The organism is Streptomyces sp. NPDC004788, from assembly GCF_053601115.1.
In genome coordinates this window covers 27142-49678 of the sequence record NZ_JBSGBF010000015.1, presented here as the reverse complement: position 1 = coordinate 49678, position 22537 = coordinate 27142, and the positions used below count along the sequence as shown (strand labels likewise).

The 22537-nt window shown below is 67.6% G+C and carries 18 protein-coding genes; 6 read left to right on the top strand and 12 right to left on the bottom strand.

The genetic code is table 11. From position 1 onward, the window contains the following. Positions 1-16: 16 nt before the first annotated feature. Together dnaJ and ACWEJX_RS09865 are read left to right on the top strand one after the other, a co-directional pair. Positions 17-1198: a molecular chaperone DnaJ gene (gene dnaJ, locus ACWEJX_RS09870; RefSeq protein WP_451607004.1), complete on the top strand. Its 1182-nt coding sequence runs from the start codon at positions 17-19 to the stop codon at positions 1196-1198. Between the two features lie 4 nt (positions 1199-1202). Continuing rightward, positions 1203-1658 carry a heat shock protein transcriptional repressor HspR gene (locus tag ACWEJX_RS09865; protein WP_451607003.1) on the top strand — a complete coding sequence of 152 codons (456 nt, stop codon included), beginning with the start codon at positions 1203-1205 and terminating at the stop codon, positions 1656-1658. Positions 1659-1874: 216 nt separating this feature from the next. Here ACWEJX_RS09865 and ACWEJX_RS09860 read toward each other — a convergent pair whose 3' ends face one another. From ACWEJX_RS09860 to ACWEJX_RS09825, 8 genes are all read right to left on the bottom strand, one after another. Further along, on the bottom strand, positions 1875-2630 hold the full coding sequence (locus tag ACWEJX_RS09860; protein ID WP_451607002.1) for a hypothetical protein: 756 nt from the start codon (positions 2628-2630) through the stop codon (positions 1875-1877). A gap of 2 nt (positions 2631-2632) precedes the next feature. Next, the gene (locus ACWEJX_RS09855) at positions 2633-6574 is read right to left on the bottom strand and encodes an SGNH/GDSL hydrolase family protein (RefSeq protein WP_451607001.1); all 3942 of its coding nucleotides are present in this window, start codon (positions 6572-6574) and stop codon (positions 2633-2635) included. A gap of 87 nt (positions 6575-6661) precedes the next feature. Beyond that, entirely contained in the window at positions 6662-7135 is a 474-nt protein-coding gene (locus tag ACWEJX_RS09850; RefSeq protein WP_451607000.1) for a hypothetical protein, read from the bottom strand. A gap of 366 nt (positions 7136-7501) precedes the next feature. After that, a complete protein-coding gene (locus tag ACWEJX_RS09845) occupies positions 7502-10486 on the bottom strand; it encodes a hypothetical protein (protein ID WP_451606999.1) in 2985 nt (994 codons plus the stop codon). 26 nt (positions 10487-10512) lie between these two features. Next, on the bottom strand, positions 10513-11046 hold the full coding sequence (locus tag ACWEJX_RS09840; RefSeq protein WP_451606998.1) for a DUF2690 domain-containing protein: 534 nt from the start codon (positions 11044-11046) through the stop codon (positions 10513-10515). A gap of 102 nt (positions 11047-11148) precedes the next feature. After that, positions 11149-11643, bottom strand: coding sequence for an AMIN-like domain-containing (lipo)protein (locus ACWEJX_RS09835; RefSeq protein WP_451606997.1), 495 nt, complete (start codon positions 11641-11643; stop codon positions 11149-11151). 188 nt (positions 11644-11831) lie between these two features. Beyond that, positions 11832-12779 carry a hypothetical protein gene (locus tag ACWEJX_RS09830; protein ID WP_451606996.1) on the bottom strand — a complete coding sequence of 316 codons (948 nt, stop codon included), beginning with the start codon at positions 12777-12779 and terminating at the stop codon, positions 11832-11834. Further along, positions 12779-13255, bottom strand: coding sequence for a hypothetical protein (locus tag ACWEJX_RS09825; RefSeq protein WP_451606995.1), 477 nt, complete (start codon positions 13253-13255; stop codon positions 12779-12781). The genes ACWEJX_RS09830 and ACWEJX_RS09825 overlap by 1 nt, the downstream gene beginning before the upstream one ends. A gap of 640 nt (positions 13256-13895) precedes the next feature. On the opposite strand from ACWEJX_RS09825, the gene ACWEJX_RS09820 reads away from it, so the two are divergent. Beyond that, on the top strand, positions 13896-14837 hold the full coding sequence (locus ACWEJX_RS09820) for a helix-turn-helix transcriptional regulator (protein WP_451606994.1): 942 nt from the start codon (positions 13896-13898) through the stop codon (positions 14835-14837). Between the two features lie 102 nt (positions 14838-14939). Here the strand turns inward: ACWEJX_RS09820 and ACWEJX_RS09815 are convergent, their stop codons facing one another. Further along, positions 14940-15923: a helix-turn-helix transcriptional regulator gene (locus ACWEJX_RS09815; protein ID WP_451606993.1), complete on the bottom strand. Its 984-nt coding sequence runs from the start codon at positions 15921-15923 to the stop codon at positions 14940-14942. Between the two features lie 325 nt (positions 15924-16248). Here ACWEJX_RS09815 and ACWEJX_RS09810 point away from each other — a divergent pair, with 325 nt between their 5' ends. Next, positions 16249-16578: a (2Fe-2S)-binding protein gene (locus ACWEJX_RS09810; RefSeq protein WP_451606992.1), complete on the top strand. Its 330-nt coding sequence runs from the start codon at positions 16249-16251 to the stop codon at positions 16576-16578. Between the two features lie 108 nt (positions 16579-16686). Here the strand turns inward: ACWEJX_RS09810 and ACWEJX_RS09805 are convergent, their stop codons facing one another. After that, positions 16687-17100 (bottom strand): pyridoxamine 5'-phosphate oxidase family protein, encoded by a 414-nt coding sequence (locus ACWEJX_RS09805; RefSeq protein ID WP_451606991.1) that lies wholly within the window; start codon positions 17098-17100, stop codon positions 16687-16689. 135 nt (positions 17101-17235) lie between these two features. Between ACWEJX_RS09805 and clpB the strand changes: the two genes are divergently transcribed. Next, positions 17236-19848 (top strand): ATP-dependent chaperone ClpB, encoded by a 2613-nt coding sequence (gene clpB / locus ACWEJX_RS09800; protein ID WP_451606990.1) that lies wholly within the window; start codon positions 17236-17238, stop codon positions 19846-19848. Positions 19849-19934: 86 nt separating this feature from the next. On the opposite strand, the gene ACWEJX_RS09795 is transcribed toward clpB, so the two are convergent. Continuing rightward, positions 19935-20378 (bottom strand): hypothetical protein, encoded by a 444-nt coding sequence (locus tag ACWEJX_RS09795; RefSeq protein ID WP_451606989.1) that lies wholly within the window; start codon positions 20376-20378, stop codon positions 19935-19937. A gap of 104 nt (positions 20379-20482) precedes the next feature. Between ACWEJX_RS09795 and ACWEJX_RS09790 the strand changes: the two genes are divergently transcribed. After that, positions 20483-21025: a type III secretion system chaperone family protein gene (locus ACWEJX_RS09790; RefSeq protein WP_403793992.1), complete on the top strand. Its 543-nt coding sequence runs from the start codon at positions 20483-20485 to the stop codon at positions 21023-21025. 34 nt (positions 21026-21059) lie between these two features. Here the strand turns inward: ACWEJX_RS09790 and ACWEJX_RS09785 are convergent, their stop codons facing one another. Continuing rightward, entirely contained in the window at positions 21060-22271 is a 1212-nt protein-coding gene (locus tag ACWEJX_RS09785) for a glycosyltransferase family 39 protein (RefSeq protein ID WP_451607052.1), read from the bottom strand. Positions 22272-22537 lie beyond the last annotated feature (266 nt).

Here is a 22537-nt window from a genome sequence, read left to right as displayed (position 1 = left end):
GGGAGGAGGGACGTCGATGAGCACGAAGGACTTCGTCGAGAAGGACTACTACAAGGTTCTCGGCGTCCCCAAGGACGCGACCGACGCCGAGATCAAGAAGGCGTACCGGAAGCTCGCCCGCGAGAACCACCCGGACGCCAACAAGAACGACGCCAAGGCCGAGGAGCGCTTCAAGGAGATCTCCGAGGCGGCCGACGTCCTCGGTGACCCGAAGAAGCGCAAGGAGTACGACGACGCGCGTGCGCTCTTCGGCAACGGCGGCTTCCGCGCCGGACCCGGCGGTGCGGGCGGCTCGTTCAACTTCGACCTGGGCGACCTCTTCGGCGGCGCCCAGGGCGGGGCCGGCGGAGCCGGTGGCTTCGGCGGCGGCGGTCTCGGGGACGTCTTCGGCGGCCTGTTCAACCGGGGCGGCGGCGCGGGCGCGCGCACGCAGCCGCGGCGCGGCCAGGACATCGAGTCCGAGGTGACGCTCAGCTTCACCGAGGCCATCGAGGGCGCCACCGTCCCGCTGCGGATGTCCAGCCAGCAGCCCTGCAAGGCGTGTTCGGGCACCGGCGACAAGAACGGCACCCCGCGGGTGTGCCCGACCTGCGTCGGCACCGGACAGGTCTCGCGCGGCAGCGGCGGCGGCTTCTCGCTGACCGACCCGTGCCGGGACTGCAAGGGCCGCGGCCTCATCGCCGAGAACCCCTGCGAGGTCTGCCACGGCAGCGGCCGCGCCAAGTCGTCCCGCACCATGCAGGTGCGGATCCCGGCGGGCGTGTCCGACAACCAGAAGATCCGGCTGCGCGGCAAGGGCGCGCCGGGCGAGCGCGGCGGGCCGAACGGCGACCTGTACGTCGTCGTGCACGTCGACGCCCACCCGGTGTTCGGCCGCAAGGACGACAACCTCACCGTCACGGTGCCCGTCACGTTCGACGAGGCGGCGCTCGGCGGCGAGATCAGGGTGCCGACGCTGGGCGGCCCCGCGGTGACGCTGAAGCTGCCCGCGGGCACCCCCAACGGCCGCACCATGCGCGCCCGCGGCAAGGGCGCCGTCCGCAAGGACGGCACTCGCGGCGACCTGCTGATCACGGTCGAGGTCGCGGTGCCCACGGACCTCGACGACAAGGCGCGTGAGGCCCTGGAGACGTTCCGCGAGGCAACGGCGGGCGAGGACCCCAGGGCAGAGCTGTTCCAGGCCGCGAAGGGAGCATGAGCAGATGGACCGTCGCCGCAACCCTTACGAACTGACGGACGAGACCCCGGTGTACGTCATCTCGGTGGCGGCCCAGCTGTCCGGTCTGCACCCGCAGACGCTCCGTCAGTACGACCGCCTCGGTCTGGTCTCCCCGGACCGCACGGCGGGCCGGGGCCGCCGCTACTCGGCCCGCGACATCGAACTGCTGCGCACCGTCCAGCAGCTGTCGCAGGACGAGGGCATCAACCTGGCCGGCATCAAGCGCATCATCGAGCTGGAGAACCAGGTCGCGGCCCTCCAGGCCCGCGTGGCCGAGCTCTCGACGGCGGTCGAGGGCGCGGCCCAGGCGATGCGCCAGCGCGAGGCCCAGGTCCACGCCTCGTACCGGCGCGACCTGGTCCCGTACACCGATGTGCAGCAGGCGAGCGCCCTGGTGGTGTGGCGCCCGGGGCACAAGCGCGGCGACGTTTCCTCGTGATCGTGGACGCTTCGGCGTCATCCAGGCTCAGACGGGGCAGTGGTCGAGTTTCTCGCTCGTGACGGGTGCCCCGGCCTTCGCGACCAGCAGGGCGACCGCAACAGGTAAGCGGGCCCGGTTCTTTGGACGGAACGCAGCTGACGAAGAACAGGTTGGATTCGGTCATCCGCTGCTTCGCGTCCTGGCGGTCGAGTTGCTGGCCACAGAGACTCGCTCCTAGCAATCCGGTACGGGCACAGCCCTGGTCGCGGCGTCCAGCTCATCGGCCGCTCCGTCAGCGAAAGGGCGAGTGAATCGGTAGCACTGGCCCAGGGCCTTGTCGTAGCTGAATACGACCGTCACCGCGCGTACCGTTCCGCCTTCGACGACCACGCTCTTTGCCTTCAGGAGTTCCTTCACGCCGGCCGACGTCAGATCCCCGTCCGCCAAGCGGGCGAGGCGCGAGCGCAGGTACCGCGCCTGGTCTCCGATCTCCTGCACCGGCTGACACACCCGCCCGTCTCGTTGCTCCGTCCGCCCTGTCCAGAGCCCGTCAGGCCCACGGCTGAACGTGAAAGCGACGCAGCGTTTTACCCTGTCAGCTCCTGGACGCAATATGTTGATCTTCTCGTAGTCTGCTGTCTCTTCTACGGTGGCAGTGAATCGGCGGTGAGCCGCGTCGTACCTGATCACCGGAGCACCCGTATGCTGCGCGATCACTCCCGTGAGCGTTTCGGCATCTGCGGTGCCACGCTCTCGGAGCGACTGAAGGGACTCGTCCTTCGCGCGTTCGGCTCGCCGTTCGAGACCCGCTAGGGCCTTCTGGCGGCTCTCGTGGGAGACCTGCTCGTCGTGCCCGGCCCGGTACCACAACCAGGAGAGGACGATCGCGCAGACCACTGTCAGTACCCCGAGGATGGTCAGGCAGCCGCCGGCCGCGAAGCGGTTGCCCCGCCCCGCGGCCGACGTGCTGCCGCTCTGGCCGATTGCCATCCTCAGCCGCCCGTGTATCCGATGTCGGCGAGTGTCTGGTCCATGACCTGAGCGTAGGCCGTGGTGCCTCGATCCTTGGGGTGGAAGGACTCGAGGCTGGCGCAGACGTTCTCGCCGGGCGACGGCAGGCAGGGGGCTTGGTTGGCCGGATCTCCGTCATGGAAGTCGCCGTCACCGTTCGGCCCGGCCACGATGCCGTTGATCCACTCTTCACTGTCACAGACAGCGTGTCCCTGGAAGGCGGGGATGGCGTCGGCGAAGGAAACCTTGATCCCACCCTGCTTCAGTCCCTCGACCATGCTCTTCTGCTTGTCCCGGACGTAGTCGGCCAGTCCGTTGAGCACGCCGGCGTTGGCTGCTTGGCATTGCGTCTCGCTCGCGATGCGCGGGTAGCTCATGAGGACGATCCGGGCATTGGCTGCATGCTGAGAGATCTGCCGGATGAGGTTTCCGGTATCTGTGACCGCTTGGTCGATCCTCCCGGTGTAGTCGCCACTCTCGCAGACCCCAGCGATGACGTAGCAGTTCGTGACGGCCTCGGTGAAGGCGTTGCCGTCGTTTCCCCCAATAGTCAGCATGACCAGGGTGGTGTCGTTGCTCAGAACGCCGGAGTCGATCTGGGTCTTCTCGTGATAGTTGCCCATGGCGCCCCAGACGTTCGGGTCTCCTGTGGTCAGCTGAAAGGTCTTCGCCCCGGAGCACGTCACGTTCTGGAATTCGACGGCGGAGCTGAAGCCGTCGGAGAGTGCGCCGACGCTGGTGCTCTGGAAGGGCAGGATGACCTTGCGCGCCCAGGAGTTGGCGCTGCGCCGACAGGCGTTCCAACGGCTTGTCCCGTGGGAGGTGTTCGACTCGGGCGAGTAGTTTCCGGCGCCTTCTCCTGATGAGTAGGAGTCGCCCATGGCGACGATCATATGCTTCGGCTTGCCTGAGATTGGTTGGAACGCCACGGCGTCCCAGGCCACGTCATCGTCGGCGGTTCCGTCGTCGGTGGAGTTCGACAGTTCCACCTTCGGTGATCCGGTGAAGTTGAAGGCGCCCAGGTCGACCCAGTGATTGCTCTGGAAGTAGGTGTTGACGTAGCGGTCGCGGTCGCCGCCGGCGACGCCCTTGATCACGTAATGGGCTTGCTGGGTGTGCGCACCGGTGTCCGGCATGTGTGCGAGGACACGGGCCCATTGCCCTAGATTCTGGCCGAGGGTCCAAGTGCCGGTCACGGTCATCCGACCGCCGTAGCCACCAAGGTGTGCGGCATCCCGGGTGTGGGCGTACCAGAAGTGACCACCATAGCCGCCGCCGATTTGGTGCAGGTCACCCTTCGCCTCGTACAGCCCATCCGTGTCGGGGTAGAACTCGAATCCGAAGCTGCCGGCTGACTTTACCGCGCCGCAGCTGCTCCATGTCTGTGTCCCGTTCGGTTCTGCCTCCACGACGAGAGCCCCACTGGGTATGAGTCCCGTGGTGGTGCACGACGGCGTGCCGTATTGGAGGCGGTAGCCGCGACCGGGCTCGCTACGGAGCGTTTGGTATTTGATGTTCTCGTTGCCGCAGGTGTTGGCGCAGAGCGCTTTCCAGGTGACGTTGGGTGAGTGGTACCAGAACTGGGTGTAGCAGCCTTCGGTGTCGCAGTGCGGCGGGTTGTTCGGGTCGCAGTTGTTGTTGGTGTTGCAGAAGGCGCTCAGCGGCGGCTTCACCAGGCTGCGTTCGGTGTCGCTGACCCACCAGGCAGGGCGGAATCCTGCCGAGGAGAAGCCGGTCTCACCGGGCCAGTCCTGCCGGCCGTCGGTGGAGTAGGAGTGGCCGGTGTCGATGGACCAGGCCGCCCAGCCCATCACCTTCTCTTCGTAAGGCCAGCGTTCCGGGTGTGCCGCGTCCTTGGTGGCTTGGGGGTCGAGGCTGGTGTCCATGAACGCCTTGCGGTCCGGCGGGTACATGGGGTTGGCCGGGTTGTTGTACCAGCCCAGACCCCATGGCTGGTCGGGTGCGCTGCTGGGTGCGTTGAAGCCGAGGTTGTAGTTCCACAGAGCGGCGAACCAGTTCTCGGGTTTGGCCGGGTCGTCGTTGTTGACGGTGATCTTCTGGCCGTCGGTGTGGAGCTCGTTCCACTTGTCGGCGAGGATGTACATCGATGCTGCGATGTTCGCCGTGTAGTCGAGGGCGACGGCCCGCTGTTTCTCCGGTGGCAGGGAGGTCTGGTCGTGGCCGGGTAGCCGCATGCCGTCGGTGACCTGTCCGACTCCGTAGCCGCAGTCGGAGTTCTCCCAGTGGATCTTCCAGTACGAGTCGGCGTCGTCGCCCTTGTGGCCGTAGAAGCCGGCTACAGCGGCGAGGGGGCTTCCCATCTGGCCGGGTATCGCTCCCGGTTCGGCCTGCCAGAGATTCGACTCCTGGGCGAGAACGCCGAGGAGCACTTGTGCGGGGATGCGTCCGCCACCGTTCAGTGCCGGGGGCGGGAAGAGGCCCTGAGGGTCGATCGTGCCCAGACCGATCTGGGACCGCCACCCGCCCTGGGCGATCCAGTTGGCGCGCAACTGACCACGTACGGCCATGTCGACGGCCCACTCGACCTGATTCGGCGTGGGCTGCAATGCCTGGCTGTTCACATCGTTCCGTGGCACCGAACACCAACGGTCCGTGTCGACAGGGTCGTTGGCGAGGGAAGTTGCCGTGGCTGTCAGCGACGTCGGGCCGGAATCTCCAGCGCCGGATGAGGCAAGGGCCGGCGAGGCGATGGCGTTGCCCGACCCGCCGTCCTGCCCTTGAGCTGTACGCGTGATCTTCTTCCCGGTCACGGACACCGTCGCGGTCACCGACAGCGGCTCCGAACCACCCGTCTGCGGAGGCAGCCAATCGTGATCTCGAGGCGCCGGTTCGGACCTGGTGAAGTCCCGGCCCGCGCCCTTGATCCGCTCCAGCCCGGCGCGGACGGCGGGCGACAGGACCGGGTCGACGGCAATACGGCCCTCGCTGGAGACATCGGCGTCAGCCGACACAGCGAGAGGGCTGACGCCCGTACCGTGCAGACGACGCTCACCAACAGGGTGCCCGGTGAGAAACACCTGGGGTGCGCCACCCTGCTTCAGGGCCAGGTCTCCGGCCTTCCCCGAAGCAAGGGACGAAAGGCGTCCGTTTCCTCTCCAAAGGTGTGCACGGGCGGTGCCGTGGCTATGGTCGAGGAAGGCTATGTCGCCGTGGCCAGTCACCCGGATGTCGAACGGTGCGCTGTCGGATTCCGCCAGATCCCTCACTGCTCCGGGCCGGCTGACATGCACGAGGCGGCTGCCTCGGGCCGCGACCACACCGTCCCGGACGGGAACAGCGGACGACACCTGTCCTCGTGCGGTCGTGTCCGCCTCGATGGCACCAGAAGTGCCGACCGTGACGAGACGAGTCCTGTCCTCGCGGAACGCGCTGAACACTGCCGTCTTCGTGTTCGGATTGCACGACGGGTCGAAGTAGGCCAGCGACACCGTGAACGGGAGTTTCTTCGCCGTGCCGGTGCTCAGGTCGACGACCGCGGCGAACGCGCCGCCCTGCATGAGGTCCGGTTTGTTGGTGAACGCCCGCGGTGCGTAGACGACAGCGACATGGTCCCGGTCCATGGCGCACTGATTGCCGATCCATGCGTCTGCCGGCATGCCTGGCTCGGAGAGAACGGCCACCGTGTTCCACTCGTACGCCTTGGCACTGTCGGCGACAAGGATCCGGTAGCCGCCGGCGTCGGCCGCACCGGTGACCGCGCGGTCCTTGGAGGTCCTCCAGCCTCTACCGAGCCTCTCGTCCAGGTCGTCCTCCCGGTCGGGGGGTATCGGTGCTTCGGCGTGTCCGAGGTCCGGGCCTGGTGTGGAACCGGCAACGGTGGTCGCGGCAGCGGCGGGTACGACCTGTAGGAGACCGCCAGCAAGGACTGTGCATGCAGCCAGGATGAACAGTGGTACGCGCATCTGTCTTCCGAGTCTCAATGAGTCTCCTTGTGTTCTTGTTGAGGGCGTACGGTGTCCCGCAAAGCCGATTCCCTGCCCCCGGAATGCTCACGAGGACGTACCGATGATGCGGACCGTGTATTTCACTCCTTCCGCCCCGTTGTCGTATTCCTGAAGGAAGGAAGCCGCCCGGCCTGCTCGGTACAACGGGCTGCCGACCGGCCCTTTTGCCCGTGCCTGCGCCTTGTCGGTTTCCGGGATCATCTCGTCGAGCCAGTGGGTGGCATCGATCGGATTCGAGCCGGGGTGATCCAGCTTGATGCAGTCCCGGAGGAAGTCGGTGTGTCCCGGAGCTTTCCGGTCCGCGGAACAGGCAAGGGATTCGATGTCGCCCGAGAGGTTCCACACGACCGCGACACTGAGCTCGGTGCCGGCAGACGGGTGCGCGGCGCCTGTGGAGAGCCACACGGCGGGCTGGCCGTCGTCCTTCTTGAAGTCGTACTTCTGCCTGGGGCTCAGGGTGATGTGCCATTGCCGGGTCAGGTGCTGCAGGAACGCTGTTCCGGTATAGCCCTTGGCCACGACGGTGCTGCGGATGCTGTGAGGAAATCTGTCTGCCGATGCCGGGTGTTTCGGCCAGTTCTTCAGATCGGGTTCGGTTGTCGGGGAGGGGGATGGAGGCGTCGTGGCGGAGGGTACGACCTCGCCTTCCCCCGGCCCCGGTGCCGCGGAGTCGATGCCTGGTGAGGGCGGGTGATGCGACGTGGTGCAGCCACCGAGGAATGCGCAAGCAACCAGAACGATGGCGAGGTATCGGGCGCGGAGGGGTAGGGGCTTCATGTGGGGGGCTCCAATGCGCGGCACGCGAGTGGAAGGCGGTGCGCCTCACGATCCGTCCGGTTGGAGAGGGACCGGCGGGCGCACCGCCGACTTCAACGGGTGGATGGATCAGGGCATCGCGTCGTGGAAGCAGATGCCGGTGCTGGAGGGCGTCGGGGTGGCTGCGAAGACCACCGCGTCAAAGGCGACGTCCAAGTCGCCGGTGTAGTCGGTGCGGCTGGTGTTGTCGGCTTGGAGGTTGCCGCCCTGCCACATGCGGAGTGTGCCCAGCTCGACCCACACGTCCTTGCCGTTGCTTCGGGTCCCCTGGTTGACGTTGCAGGTGCGCGTTGCCGTGACTCCGGCGGTGTTGTTACCGACGTTGACGTGATACGGGACGACGGCTTGAGCTCCGTGGTTGGGCAGGTGCACGTAGATGTCGTACAGCAGACCGCTGGTGTTCGGTTCGGACATGTAGCCCGGGTTCGGTGTCCAGGTCGCGGAGACCTTGTGCCACAGGTCGGCCTCACTTCCGGAGCCGCCCTTGTAGCCGTGGGTGAACCAGGCATGCCCGTCGTAACCCGCGCCGAGCTGGTGCAGGTCGATCGGCGCTATGTCGCCGGTCGCCCGCCAGGTGCCGTCACTGCGGTTGGAGGTGAAGTTGTCGCCGAGTTGCAGGTTGAATTTTCCGTCGCTGGAACGGGTTTCTTTGCACCCCTGTGTGTTGTCGTTCGGGTTGGGAAGGTCGTCGATCAGGAGGCCAGCGGGGGCGTTGTTGCACGGACCCGCCGCGTACTGCCGGTTCAGCGCGGGTTCGCCGCTGCCCAGGGAGTAGACGAGGTTCTCGCTGGAGCCGTTGGTGCTGTCGCTTCCCGCTCCCCAGGAGACCGATCCGTTGAACCAACAGGTCTCGTTCTCGGCGGGACACGGATCCGTGCCGGAGCCGGCCCCGGGGTTGCAGTTGTTGGAACTGAGGCAGTAACTCCGATAGTTCGTGTTGAGGTTGAGCTTGCCTGCAAGGCCCGTCCCGCCCACGGGGAACAGGGGCAGGGAATAGGACGGCTTGGCGTTGTAGGTGAGCTGGGGCGTCTCCACCCAGCCCATGATCTTCTCCTCGTACGGCCAGTTGGCCGGATGCGCGGCGTCGTCGTACGAGGTGCGCAGGAACGGCGCGCGGTCCGCCGGATATCTCGGGTTGGCCGGGTTGTTGAACCACCCGAGCCCCGTGTGGCCGCCGTTCTGCGACGAGTCGGTGTAGACGCCGCTGTTGTATCCCCACAACGCCGTGAACCAGTTCTCCACGTATGAGGAGTTACCCGTGTTGACGTTCATCCCGAGCGCCTTGAGCTGGTTCCACGTCTTGCTGAGGATCTGTACGCCGGCGGCGATGTTGGCAGCGTAGTCGGTGGCGATGGCATATGCCTCGGTCGGGTTGTAGGGGTTCGGCTTGGCCTCGTTCATCCCCGCGGTGACCTGTGCGATGCCGTAACCGCAGTCAGCGGCACCGCTGTTCGGGTAGTAGTGGATGCTCCCCGCGTTCCCGTAGTAGTCACCGAGGAGCGGGTTGCCTCCATCACCGGGCACCGAGTGCCAGGACGCCTGTTTGAAGTTCGACTCCTGGGCGAGGACGCCCAGCATGACCTGCGCCGGCACTGCTCCACCGCCGGTCAGCGACACGCGGGGGAACAGGCTCTGAGGGCTGTAGGACTGACTTCCGGTGCCCAGGTAGTTCGCCGGACGGGTGATGTTCAGGTTTCCGTGCACGGCCTGATCGACCGCCCACTCCACCATGTTGGGACTCGGCTGCAACGCCTGCGCGTGTGGGTCGCCCCGCTTGACCAGGCAGTTGGAGTAGTGGGACTGGGGACTGGGTTCGCCTGGGGTCAGTCCCAATTGTGCGAGAGCGGCCTTCTCCGGTTGGCCGTCAATGATGGGCTCCACGTCATCGGCCGTGCCGGCTGCCGCTGCCGCCGTGATGACCTGTGTCGCCGAAGCGGTGTCTGTTGCCGTGGCGAGAGCCGCGACATTGATGAGACCGGCCCCTTCTTCACTGGAGGAGCCGACCTTCGAGGTGATGCCCTTCAGCTCTTCCGATACCGCCGAGGTGGTCAGCAGGTGGCCCTCACGAGACACGGCGATCGGCTTGGCCGGAGCGTCCGCCTTGGCCAGCCCCGGGGCCTTGGCGGTGCTGATTTCGGACACCTGCCCTGCGACCAGGTCACCGCCGTGGCGGTTGAAGAGGCCGAGCCTGCCCAGCGGTGCGGTGCCCAGTTTCGTCAGCTTCTGGCCGTCCCAGCGGTGCACGACGTCTTTTCCGTCCGCGACGACGGCCAGGTCGACGGCCCCGTCTGTGGATGGGGCCAGTGCGAACAAGCGCCCTGGGATCTTGGTGAGCGCAGTCGTCCGACCGTCAGGGTGGACCTTGACGAGCCGATCGCCGAGCGCGCCGATGTCTCCGCTTTCGATTGGCAGGGGGTTGGTGAGCTGCCCCTTGACGGTGGTGGTGCTGACCGTTTTGCCGGTCTTGGCGTCGACGTCGAAGAGCTGGGTGGAGCCGTGCCCCGAGTCGTCGACAGCGCTGCGTGTGAAGGTGACGGTGTCGCCCTGACCACAAGCGGGGGAGAAGTACGCGAGCTGGACCCCCGCGACGGACTTGGTGACCCTCCCGGTCGCCACGTCCACTACCGCCGCGAACGCACCATGCTCCATGAGAGTGGGCTTGTTGGCCGCTACGGACGGAGCGTAAACGGCGGCGGCATACCGGCCGGAGCCTGTGGTGCAGACATATCCAGTCCATAGGCCGATGCCGTCGAGACCGGACTCGTTGAGGTTGGCGACCTCGCGGTACCGGAACGACTGGGATTCGTTGGCTACCAGAATGTGGAAGCCCTTGGAGTCGCCTGCTCCGACAACCGCGCTGTCGGAGGAAGTCCTCCAAGCTTTGCCCAGTGCCCTGTCAGGTGTTTCGAAGAGCGTTCCGCCGGTGCGTGCCGGGCCCCGCTCATATGACGGATGGTCAGTTACCGCAGTCGCCTGTGCGGCCGGCAGCAGCCCCGCTGCCAGGGTGACGCAGGAGAGAAGGGCAACTCTCGTCGACTGACGATCGATACGCATGCGACTACGAAAAGCGTGCCTTCCTCTCAATGCCATTGCGTGCACACTCCCGTGGTCCCAGCCTGCTTCCAGGTCTCCGGGGCTGGGTCGTATCCCGGCCCTGCGCTTGTCGAGCAGCCTTTCGCCATGGCCTTGCCGCCAACCATCGGCGTGGGTTTGGCGACATCGTCTTGGTTCACGTATCCAGCCGAGTACCCCTGCTCGCTCCCACCGAGCTGCGACACGTAGAAGATGTTCGCCGCGCGCGGCCAGAGGTCGGACGCCGGGTCGACGGTCACCTTCGCCCACGAGGCGTCGCACATGGGCGAGTAGTAGAACCTCAGAGATGTGCCGGTCTCATCAACCTCCTCAAGAAGCCGGGCATCCCCAGCACAGCCGAACGTCACTGGACTCTGGCCCGTGCAGGTTGACGCCTTGCAGCTGTCGGCAGATGCCGGGGCGGGGACCGCGAAGACACAGCCACTGGCCAGAACAAGCGCGGTTAACGAGGACCTGAGAGCACCAAAGGTCTGTGAGGATCGGGACCGGGTGCAGGAAGACGGGGATCTTCGTGTCAGCATGAGCATCCTTTGCGGTTGAAGGCGGGGCTACCTCGTCAAAGGGGCAGCAGCGCCCGCCGGCCGTCGAGCATGAGCCGACGGCCGAGGGATGAGGTTCGGGCGTCAGTGGTTGATGTCTATGACGATCCGGTTGGGCGCGGTCAGCTTGAAGACCTTGTAGGAGGAGTGCGGTCCCAGCGCGAGTCCGAAGGTGTTGCTGTCCTCGAAGCTGTAGACAAATGCCTGGCCCTTGAGGCTCGGGTAGGCGTAGGACTCGGACCTCGGGCTGGTGTAGGTGGGCTGGTAGTTCCCGTCGAACGTCTCGGCCGGCATGAGGGAGACCTTCAAGTAGGAGTCGCCCTTGATCGGCACCTGAGTCTGCGAGCCTTCCTCGCCCCAGTAGAGCGGTGTGGTCTGCTCACCGGTGGTCCACCCGGGGATGGTTCCTTCGCCGAGGTCGATGACGAGACGGTCGTAGGTGTCGTGTGTCGCCGTCCGGATGTCGAGGATGCAGATGTCGGCGCACGTGGGAGCGGCGGCCACGGCCGAGGTGGTGCCGAGCAGGGTGAGCGCGAGGGCCGCGGCCCACGTCAGGGAGACGAGTGTCGCCTTACGCATGCGTGTTCCTCGTCGTGTGAGGGTTGGTCGAGCCGTCGCACGGTTCGCGGGTAGGGGGCGTTGACGCTCTTCTCCCCGCAGGTCACTGGCGTCGCGCACGTCCTCGTCGCGTCAGGCATGGGGCCGGAACTGCGCAGCGGCGCTTGGGCTCGCGGACATGTACAGGCTTTGGTGTAAGGCTGAGGCGGTCAGTGGGTGGCGGCGGTGACCTGCTGTGCCGCCTTGAGGCTGGCGGCAGTGCTGGCCCGTGCCTTGTCCAGAGCACCTCGGTTCTCGGCGATGAGTTCTTCTTGGATCTTTCGCTCAGCCTTGAACCAGATGGAGACGAGACCGGTCTTCTGCTTGCAGTCGATCTCTCCGAGGGCGATCGCCTTTTCCTCATCTGTAACTGACGAGGAGGTGGGGTCGGCGAGGTTTGCGGCGTCCCACACGGTGGTGACCTGGTATCCGCGGCCCTTCATGCAGGTGGACCACGCGGACATGGCGGCCTTGACCACGGGAGTCTCCTGTGACGCGGTGAAACTCTGTCCTGCGAGTTCCTCGGCCAGGGTTACGTCAGGGCTTGGCACCTGGCGCTGCGACTCTCCTAGGCAACCGCCTTCGGGCAGGGGCTTGCCGTTGAGCAACTTGATTTCTTGGCCGTCTTTGTTTCCCTTGAGGGCGATGACCGCTTGCGGCGTCTCCTGTCCGGAGAGCTCGCTTGTGCTTCCCGCGGACGCGTGGGCATCGTGATAGCCGGTCTTCTCCGCTTCGCTGCGGATCGTGAGGCCGTACCGTCGCTCCATGTTCGACGAGCTGCCCGAGGACGGCGGATGGGCTCCCAGTGTTTCCGTGCGCCAGTCGGGGAACCCGAGGGACCGCATGCACTTGATCTCCGCGTTGCCACGCCCCTCGCGGAACGTAATCTCGTCGGAGTAGGAGACGAGGTACTGCTCGATCGGAAGCGTGAAGCCCTCAGCGAGTCCCTTACGGGGTACCGCTTCCGGCCACCCGTCCCGCTTCACCTGCGTCCAGCCGGCAGTCGACTTGACCGGGGGGACGTCTCCGGCCGATGTCGGAGTCCGCTGTTCCTGACCGCAAGCCGTGAGGAGCGTCAGACTGAACAGGGTGAGCGTGATCAGCTTGTTCTTCGTCATCAGAGCCTCTGACTGCTGGCGTTGTTGTTCTTGAGTGCGGAAATCAGGTTCTTGCTGTCACCCGGGTAAAAAGTCTGATAGGTGCCTCCGTATCCGGTGTTGTAGTAGACGCGATGGGACGCGGAGTCCTCGTTTACGCCGCCTGCTGCGTCATTCTTCAAGCTGTAGCCGGCTCCGTCGCCGGGGTGGCATTGACTTCCGGCATCGTGGAAATCGAAGTCTCGGAAATCGAACTGGTAGTTAACCGTATAGAGGCCACTGGGTGTGGCCATGCTGTACCCCTGGTGGGAGTACTCGCTCTTGTTGGTGATGAAGCACGACGAATAGAAGATGCCGATGTTCTGCATGCTGTTATAGAAGAGTGCGAAGCATCTGGTGGAGGAAGAACACTCGTCGGAGCTGTATACTGTCGTGGCATTGGCGGGCGCCTCGGCGACGGCGACGCCGGCTATGGCCAGGGCGGCGGCAAGAGCCACTCGCGTGATTCGAGACATCTGGATTGTCTGCTCCGGTAGCGGAATGTGTTTTGACCTGTGCATTCGTTTCGGGGTGCGGGTTATGGCGATTCGGCGGGGCGAGATTGAAATCGACCAGTGAGGACCTCGATCGGCAAGCGCGAAAAATGAAGTGTCCATGACATGTTCAGGCGTGCCGGGTCCGGGTCGGTCAGGAATCTCGTCCGTCGCCGGTGGTGCTGATGTGGCGTGCACTCGGTCGTGGTCGCCCCCGGCACTGGCAGTCCTGGCGGGCGGGTCGACGCCGAGGCGCCTCCGTCCGGCTTCGTGGCTGTGGCCCGTTCCCGCCGGAGTGCCGCAGGACTGCCACCCACCCGAGGGTCACGGCGCTTATCAGAGCGACTCCGGCGAGCCTGCTTGTGCTCCCGTTCGCGTTCTTCATGAAACGAGCTCCTCCGGTTGAATCAGTACAGGCACAGCGCGGTGTACACGCCTTCCCGTGGGCTCTCGGCATGGCTCCGCGGTTCACTGACGGTTAGGGTTTCGTGACAGCTTTGGCGGTGCAAGCCCTGAAGGTTGCCCATGGGCGCACTGCCTGAAGGGGCAGGGGGAGACTGTGGACGAAGGCCGCGAAACGATGTCGGGGGCTGGGGAGCTGAGCTTGTCCGAGGAAGACGTGAAGCTCTTCAGCGAGGTCGTCGGTGAGAGCGCCGAAGTCTCCGCGGACGATCCTCGATTGGAGAACCTCCGGAGCATCGGAGTCGTCTTCAACGAGCCCCTCTCAAACAGGCCCAGTGCGAGAAGTCTGTCGCAGGCCGAGCGGGACTTCTATGCCAACGAGCTCGACGAGATCCGCCTTCGTGTTCAGCGCATGAGGCAGATCGGACCGATCCTGGATGCCCTGGGCCAGGCGGCCTGCGGGAGCGAAACCTCGGCGGGCACCAACGTCCTCCAGGTCCTCGAGGACAAGAGGGCCATCAACGCCGTGATCCACAGCGCCATCGAGCATTCCAGCATCGTCTGGTCGTCCCAGACCCGCCCACGGACGCTGGAAAGACTGGCGAAGTCCGCTGACCGCGACGTCGTCCTTCTGGAGAGGGGAGGTGTGCGATACCGCACCCTCTACCCGACAAGCGCACGCACGAGGCCGGCCGAGACGGAGTACGCGCGACGCACGGCCGAAACCGGGCGCTCCGAAAGCAGGACGTCCGCAAGGAACTTCTCCCGGATGATCCTCACTGACACGGTCGCACTGATCTCGGACATCCGCGTGGGCGAAGGGGCCGGCGAGCCCGCCATCATCGTCCGGGACCCCGCGCTGCTCGCCTGGCTCCGGGAGGTGTACCAGCGCCAGTGGGAGGCGTCCGATCCCTGGTTCCCCGCTCCGGCGGACGGGCCCACCGACCGTGAGCTGATCGAGCGCGACATCCTCCAGATGCTCTCCGAGGGCCGAACCCGGGAGTCGATCTGCCGCGCCCTGGAGATCAGCCCGCGAACGTACACCAACTACATGGCCGCGCTGCGCGACCGATACGACGTCAGGACGAACGAGCAGCTGATGTACCGGATCGGCTGTCAACGGGCGGTGGGCACCGCCGAGTAGTCATCGGGATCAGTGCCGGGGCCCGTCGAGAACCACGGAGGGCAGTTCCTGCCCGAGACGCGCAGGGCGCCGGCCCGGCCAGGACGATGCCGAGGGCGCAGGTCAGTCGTTCCCCTGCTCCAGGATGCCGGACTGGGCGATGAGATAGCCGAGCTGGGCGCGGCTGCCGCTGCCGAGGGCGGCGGCGAGTTTGGCGATGTGGGCGCGGCAGGTGCGGACATTCATGCCGAGGCGGCGGGCGATGGCCTCGTCGACGTGGCCTTCGACGAGGAGGCGGGCGATGGAGCGCTGAACGCCGGTGATGCCGTCCGTCTTGAGGTCGTAGGGGATCTCTTCCCTGATGGGGACGGCGAGTTGCCAGAACTGGTCGAAGACCCCGACGAGGTAGGCGACCAGGCCGGGGTGGCGGAGTTCGAGCGCCACCTGCCGGTCCTGGCGGGCCGGGATGAAGGCGACCTCACGGTCGACGATGATCAGCCGGTCGATGATCTCTTCGAGGGTGCGGACCTGGACTTCGGGACCGACGTGTTCCAGGTAGGTGAGGGTGACTTCGGTGTGCCGGGCCGTGTGCTGGTAGAGGGTGCGCATCTGGATTCCGCGCCCCAGGAGCGGACTGACCCGGCGCAGTGCCTCGCTGAGAGCGTGCGCGGGGCGGCCGCCGCCGGGCTGGACGGTCAGCAGTTCCTCGCGGCAGTTGGCGACGACGCGGTCGAGAGTCGCGTTGATCCGGTCGATGCCTTCGAGCACGGAGATGGCGTGCGTCGACGGCGAGTCATGAGGGCTGATCGCCATGAAGGGCGCGAACGTGTCCGAAAGAGCGACGGTGAGCCGCCGGCGGTCGAGGATCTCCCGTTCGATGGGCTGGACGAGTTGCGCCAGGGCGGCGGACGGCGATACGGGCCGCAGCCATCGAGGGTCGTCCGGATCCGGGTGCAGGAGCGACAGATCGAGAAGGCAGGGTGCCTCCGCTACCTCTGACCGGGGTATTCGCCCTGCTCGCAACGCGGCTGCGTAGAGCGCGGAACCCGCTTTGCACAGCTCTGCGTGCGAATGAGGGTGCCCGGTTTCGTACGTTTCTTTCCGCATATGTACACCCCCATGCTCCTGCATCTCAGGAACATGATGCCTGGGTTTGGTGGTGCGGGCGTAGAGAGTAAGCCATCGTCTTACTCGCGGGGGTTGGAAATCTCGTTTCCTTCAAGTGAGGTTGCTCGGTGATGAAGAAGAAGCTCATACGCGCGGTGGCCGTAGTCGCCTTCATCGCGGCTGCAACGGTCGGCGCCGTGGGGGTGACCCAGGACCCCGGGTGGAGCTCCGCCCCGGCCAGCGTGCTCGCCGTGCCCAACGACCCGGGTTGGAGTCTGTCGGAGCCGTCCGTGGCGGATGACCCCGGATGGAGCTCCGTCGGCGCATGACTCCCGATGACTCCAGGTTCCGGCGTGAGATGGCATCGGCCTACCGCTCCGGGTGGCACTTCATCGATCTCGTCACGGCCATCCCCCACCGTGGTGACTCCTTGATGGTGACCCTCTTCGGAGAGCCGATCGTCGTCGCCCGCGAACAGGACGAGGACGTCCGTGCCTATCGGTGTCTGCGCCGCCCGCGCGGTGCGCCGCAGCCCGTTCGCTGTGCCATCCGGTACGGCATGATCTTCGTCAACCTCGATCAGCGTGACCATCAGCTGCTGGAGCCCCAGCTGATCGACACGGAGACCATCACCGCCACCCCCCGCAGTGCCTGAACGATTCCCCCGTCGTTGTAGATCGTTCGGGCGCTTCCCCCACACAGCGGCGCCATCGCGGACCTGAAACGCGATGGCGCCGCTGTGCTTTTCCCGCTGTTCTACGGGTCAGGCCCGGCCCATCGCGCGGGTGAGCGCGATCTCGATGACGACGCGGTCCGGGTTCGGGGTCGGCACCCGGTTGTAGCGGGCCGCGTAGCGGTCGACCGCGTCGGCGACGACCTCGGCCTCGGTGCGGATCCGCGCCACGCCCTCCAGCGTCGCCCAGCGCCCCTTGTCCACCTGGCAGACCGCCACCCGCGCGCCGTCCGGGCCCGCCGCCAGGACGTTGGCGACCTTGCGGCTGTGCTTGTTGGTGATGACCCGGGCGATGCCCTTCTCGCCGCCCTCCGGGTCGTAGGTGACGCCCACCGCCACCACGTGCGGGGTGCCGTCCGGGCGCGGGGTGGTCAGGGTGCACATGTGGTACTCGCGCCAGAAGCTGAGGTACGAGTCGCTGGGCTTGCTCGGGTCGATGGCCATGCTTCGGAAACTACTCCGGGGAGGGCTGCGTCCGATACCTTGAGCGGAATAGGCTCAACTTTGTGTACGTTGGATGAGTCATAGGAGCTGTCGCACCCGAAGCCGCAGTCGAAGACGCAGGAGGAGACCCCGCACGTGGACGCCGAACTGACCAACAGGAGCCGGGACGCGCTGAACGCGGCGAGCAGCCGCGCCGTGTCCCAGGGGCACGCCGATCTGACCCCCGCGCACCTTCTGCTTGCGCTGCTCGCGGGTCAGGACAACGAGAACATCACCGACCTGCTCGCCGCCGTCGAGGCCGACCAGGCCGCCGTGCGCTCCGGCGCGGAGCGGCTGCTCGCCGCCCTGCCCAGCGTCACCGGGTCCACGGTCGCGCCCCCGCAGCCCGACCGCGAGCTGCTCGCCGTCATCGCCGACGCCGACGCGCGCGCGAAGAAGCTCGGCGACGAGTACCTGTCCACCGAGCACCTGCTGATCGGCATCGCCGCCAAGGGCGGCCGGGCCGGCCAGGTCCTCGACCAGCAGGGCGCCACCGCCCGCCGGCTCCAGGACGCCTTCGAGAAGGCGCGCGGCGCCCGCCGCGTCACCACCGCCGACCCGGAGGGCTCGTACAAGGCCCTGGAGAAGTTCGGCACCGACTTCACCGCCGCCGCCCGCGAGGGCAAGCTGGACCCGGTCATCGGCCGCGACCACGAGATCCGGCGCGTCGTCCAGGTCCTCTCCCGGCGCACCAAGAACAACCCGGTCCTCATCGGCGAGCCCGGCGTCGGCAAGACCGCCGTCGTCGAGGGCCTCGCCCAGCGGATCGTGAAGGGCGACGTCCCCGAGTCGCTGCGCGACAAGCGGCTGGTCTCGCTCGACCTCGGCGCGATGGTCGCCGGCGCGAAGTACCGCGGCGAGTTCGAGGAGCGGCTGAAGACCGTCCTCTCCGAGATCAAGGAGAGCGACGGCCGGATCATCACCTTCATCGACGAGCTGCACACCGTCGTCGGCGCGGGCGCCGGCGGCGACTCCGCCATGGACGCGGGCAACATGCTCAAGCCCATGCTGGCCCGCGGCGAGCTGCGCATGGTCGGCGCGACGACCCTCGACGAGTACCGCGAGCGGATCGAGAAGGACCCCGCCCTGGAGCGCCGCTTCCAGCAGGTCCTGGTCGCCGAGCCGTCTGTCGAGGACACCATCGCCATCCTGCGCGGACTCAAGGGCCGCTACGAGGCGCACCACAAGGTGCGGATCAACGACTCCGCGCTGGTCGCCGCCGCGACCCTCTCCGACCGCTACATCACCTCCCGCTTCCTGCCCGACAAGGCCATCGACCTCGTCGACGAGGCCGCGTCCCGGCTCCGGATGGAGATCGACTCCTCGCCGGTCGAGATCGACGAGCTCCAGCGCTCCGTCGACCGGCTGAAGATGGAGGAGCTGGCCCTCTCCAAGGAGACCGACGAGGCCAGCCTGCAGCGCCTGGAGAAGCTGCGCCGCGACCTCGCCGACCGCGAGGAGGAGCTGCGTGGCCTCACCGCCCGCTGGGAGAAGGAGAAGCAGTCCCTCAACCGGGTCGGTGAGCTGAAGGAGCGGCTCGACGAGCTGCGCGGCCGCGCGGAGCGCGCGCAGCGCGACGGCGACTTCGACACCGCGTCCAAGCTGCTCTACGGGGAGATCCCGGCGCTGGAGCGGGAGCTGGAGGCCGCCAGCGAGGCCGAGGCCGAGGCCGAGGCCGAGCAGGAGGCCCGGCAGGACGCGAAGGACAGCATGGTCAAGGACCAGGTCGGTCCGGACGACATCGCGGACGTCGTCGGCTCCTGGACCGGCATCCCCGCCGGCCGGCTCCTGGAGGGCGAGACGCAGAAGCTGCTGCGCATGGAGGACGAGCTCGGCAAGCGGCTCATCGGCCAGAGCGAGGCCGTGCGGGCCGTCTCCGACGCGGTGCGCCGCACCCGGGCCGGCATCGCCGACCCCGACCGGCCCACCGGCTCCTTCCTCTTCCTCGGCCCGACCGGTGTCGGCAAGACCGAGCTGGCGAAGGCGCTCGCCGACTTCCTCTTCGACGACGAGCGGGCCATGGTCCGCATCGACATGTCGGAGTACGGCGAGAAGCACTCCGTCGCCCGTCTCGTCGGCGCGCCCCCCGGCTACGTCGGCTACGAGGAGGGCGGCCAGCTGACGGAGGCCGTGCGCCGCCGTCCGTACAGCGTCGTGCTCCTGGACGAGGTGGAGAAGGCCCACCCCGAGGTCTTCGACATCCTGCTCCAGGTCCTCGACGACGGCCGGCTCACCGACGGCCAGGGCCGGACGGTCGACTTCCGCAACACGATCCTGATCCTCACCTCGAACCTGGGCAGCCACTTCCTCATGGAGCCGCTGACCAGCGAGGAGGAGAAGCGGCAGCAGGTCCTGGAGGTCGTCCGGGCGAGCTTCAAGCCCGAGTTCCTGAACCGGCTCGACGAGATCGTGGTCTTCTCCGCCCTGAAGGGCGACGAGCTGGCCCGGATCGCCAAGCTCCAGATCGACCGCCTGGCCCGCCGCCTCGCCGACCGCCGGCTCACCCTCGACGTCACCCCCGAGGCCCTCGCCTGGCTCGCCGAGGAGGGCAACGACCCGGCGTACGGCGCCCGCCCGCTGCGCCGCCTGATCCAGACGGCCATCGGCGACCGCCTCGCGCGCGAGATCCTGGCGGGCGAGGTCCGCGACGGCGACACGGTCCGGGTGGACCGCTTCGAGGACGGGCTGATCGTGGGGAGGGCGGAGTAGGCCGCCGTGGAGTGGGCTGTGGCGGAGTGGGCCGTACGGAGCAGGCCGTGGCGGAGCAGCCCGTACGGAGCAGGCCGGGCCGGGGCTCAGTAGTCGCCAGCCGTGAGATGTACGAGGGCGGTGTCCCCGTCCTCGTACCGCACCTCGACCAGGACGTCGTACGCGCCGCTCGCCCCGGCCGTGTCGTCGTAGTCGAGGTGCAGACGCAGTCCGCCGGGCGTCACCTCGGCCGGCACCGCCGGATACGTGCCGGCCAGCCACCCGGCGACCTCCGTGCTCGGCGTCCGGAACTCTGCCTCGACGGTGGTGTCCATCCAGGTAGCCTCGGTGCAGCGGGCGCCTTCGGCGCTCCTCGGCAGGGTCGCCCCGGCCCAGGACATCGCCTTCGCGCAGTCGGTCGGGTGGGGTTCGTCCACGTCGTCGAAGAATGTCCCGGTCAGCACGACGCAGCCCACGGGAAGGAACAGCAGGGCCGTCAGGCCCACCGTGATCCCGATCCACTTCCAGCTGACCCGCTTCGCATCCCCCATGGGGCGAGATCATGTCAGCCCGCAGCTGATCGCGCCGTGGGGACTTGCCACCCCCCGCCCGCCATGGGGGAGGATGGCGGCATCCGTACGAAGGGAAGAACCCGGTGAGCATCGACCCGTCCTCGATTCCTAATTTCGGGGCCCAGCCCCAGCCGCAGGCAGGACCGGCGGGCCCCGTCGTTCCCGACCAGGATCTGGTCAAGCAGCTCCTCGAGCAGATGGAGCTCAAGTACGTCGTCGACGACGAGGGTGACCTCGCGGCGCCGTGGGAGGACTTCCGCACGTACTTCATGTTCCGCGGCGAGGCGGAGCAGCAGGTCTTCTCGGTGCGGACGTTCTACGACCGCCCGCACGCCGCGGACGACCGCGCGAAGATCCTCGACGCGATCGACGACTGGAACCGCCGCACGCTGTGGCCCAAGGTCTACACCCACCTGCACGAGGAGGAGGACGGCTCCGCCACCCTCCGCCTCATCGGTGAGGCGCAGATGCTGATCGGCACCGGCGTCGCCCTGGAGCACTTCGTGTCGTCGACGGTCAGCTGGGTGCGCGCGTCGATCGAGTTCGACAAGTGGATCGTCGAGCAGTTCGGCCTGGAGTCCCCGGAGGACAAGGCGTCCGGCGACGGCGACGGCTCCGCCGAGTAGTCAGCCGAACGGTCCCGCTGTGACCGCCGAGCGGTCACAGCGCCATCCGCGCCAGCGTCAGCGCGTACGGCGCGTAGGCGAACGAGAGCCCGGCCAGGCCCGCGATCACCGTGATCGCGGCGCGTGGCCGGGCTCTTGCCAGTGCCCGGGCCGACGGCAGCAGCAGCGGGAACGCGGGCAGCAGGAAGCGCGGCTTCGACTCGAAGAAGCCGGAGCCGCCGACGGTGATCAGCACGAGCATGCCGGTGTAGACGAGCACCGGCAGCGGCGGCCGCTCGTCCGGGTCGAGCAGGAGCAGTACGAAGAGCAGCGCGCCCACCGCGGTGACGGCCAGGGCCATCACGTACCCGAACTGCGTCGGCCCCTTCAGCATGTCCCTCACGAAGCGCGCCGCGCCCTCGCCGAAGTCGAAGCGGCTGGTCCAGCCGTCCTGGACGGCGAAGTAGCCGCCGAGCAGATCGCCGCGCCGGGCGCCGACCCACAGCAGGTACGAGACCCAGCCGAGCGGCGCGACCCCGGCCCCCGCCCACACCTCCCAGCCGGCCCGTCCGCCTCGGCTCGCCCGCCCCCGCCGCCGCCACAGTTCCAGGGTCGCGGCGGCGAGGACTGCGGCGGCGACGGCGACGCCGTTGGGGCGGGAGAGTCCGGCCAGCGCGGCCAGGGATCCCGCCCACAACCAGCGGCGGGTCAGCACCGCGTAGAGCGCCCAGGCGGCGAAGGCGGTCATGACCGGCTCCGTGTACGCCATCGTCAGCACGAACGACGTCGGCAGCAACCCCCACAGCAGCACCGTGAACACCGCGACGCGTCGCCCGCACAGGCGCTCCGCGACCAGGAAGACGCCCCACGCGGCCGCCCCGGCCGCCAGCCACGAAAGCAGCAGTCCGGCCGTCCCGTAGGCGATCGGCAGCACGCCGGCGACGGCCCGGATCAGCCCCGGGTAGAGCGGGAAGAACGCCAGGTCGGACATGGGCGCCCCGTCCGGCCAGTGGAGCGTGCGGCCGTAGCCGTTGGCCGCGATCCGCAGGTACCAGTCCGAGTCCCACGACTTCGCGAGCAGTGCCCGCGGCGAGCGCCCGATGTGCCACGCCCAGAGCGCGAACACCAGCGTCCCGGTCAGCCGCGCGGCGGCGAAGAGGCCGAGCGCGGGCGCCGCCCGGCGCAGCGAGGCGCGCAGGCGCGGGAGGCGGCGCCGGGCGGGCGCGGCGGTGGGTGCGGGGGCGGCGTCGGCCGGCGGGCGGTCGATCGTCTCGGCGGACAGGGGGCACCTCCGTGCGCGCGGGAGTCCGGTCGGGCATTTCCCGACAGTCGGTTTACCCGACAAGCGGCGCGCCGCGGAGGGGGCGCGCCCGTCGGAACCGTGGGATTTTCCCCGGATTGTCCGTGTACGTGAACGTGCCTGTGGCCGTGGCCGTGGCCGTGGCCGTGTACGTGAACGTGCCCGTGCCCGTGGCCGTGTCCGTGCCCGTGTCCGTGCCCGTGCCCGTGGCCGTGCCCGTGTCTGTGTTCGTG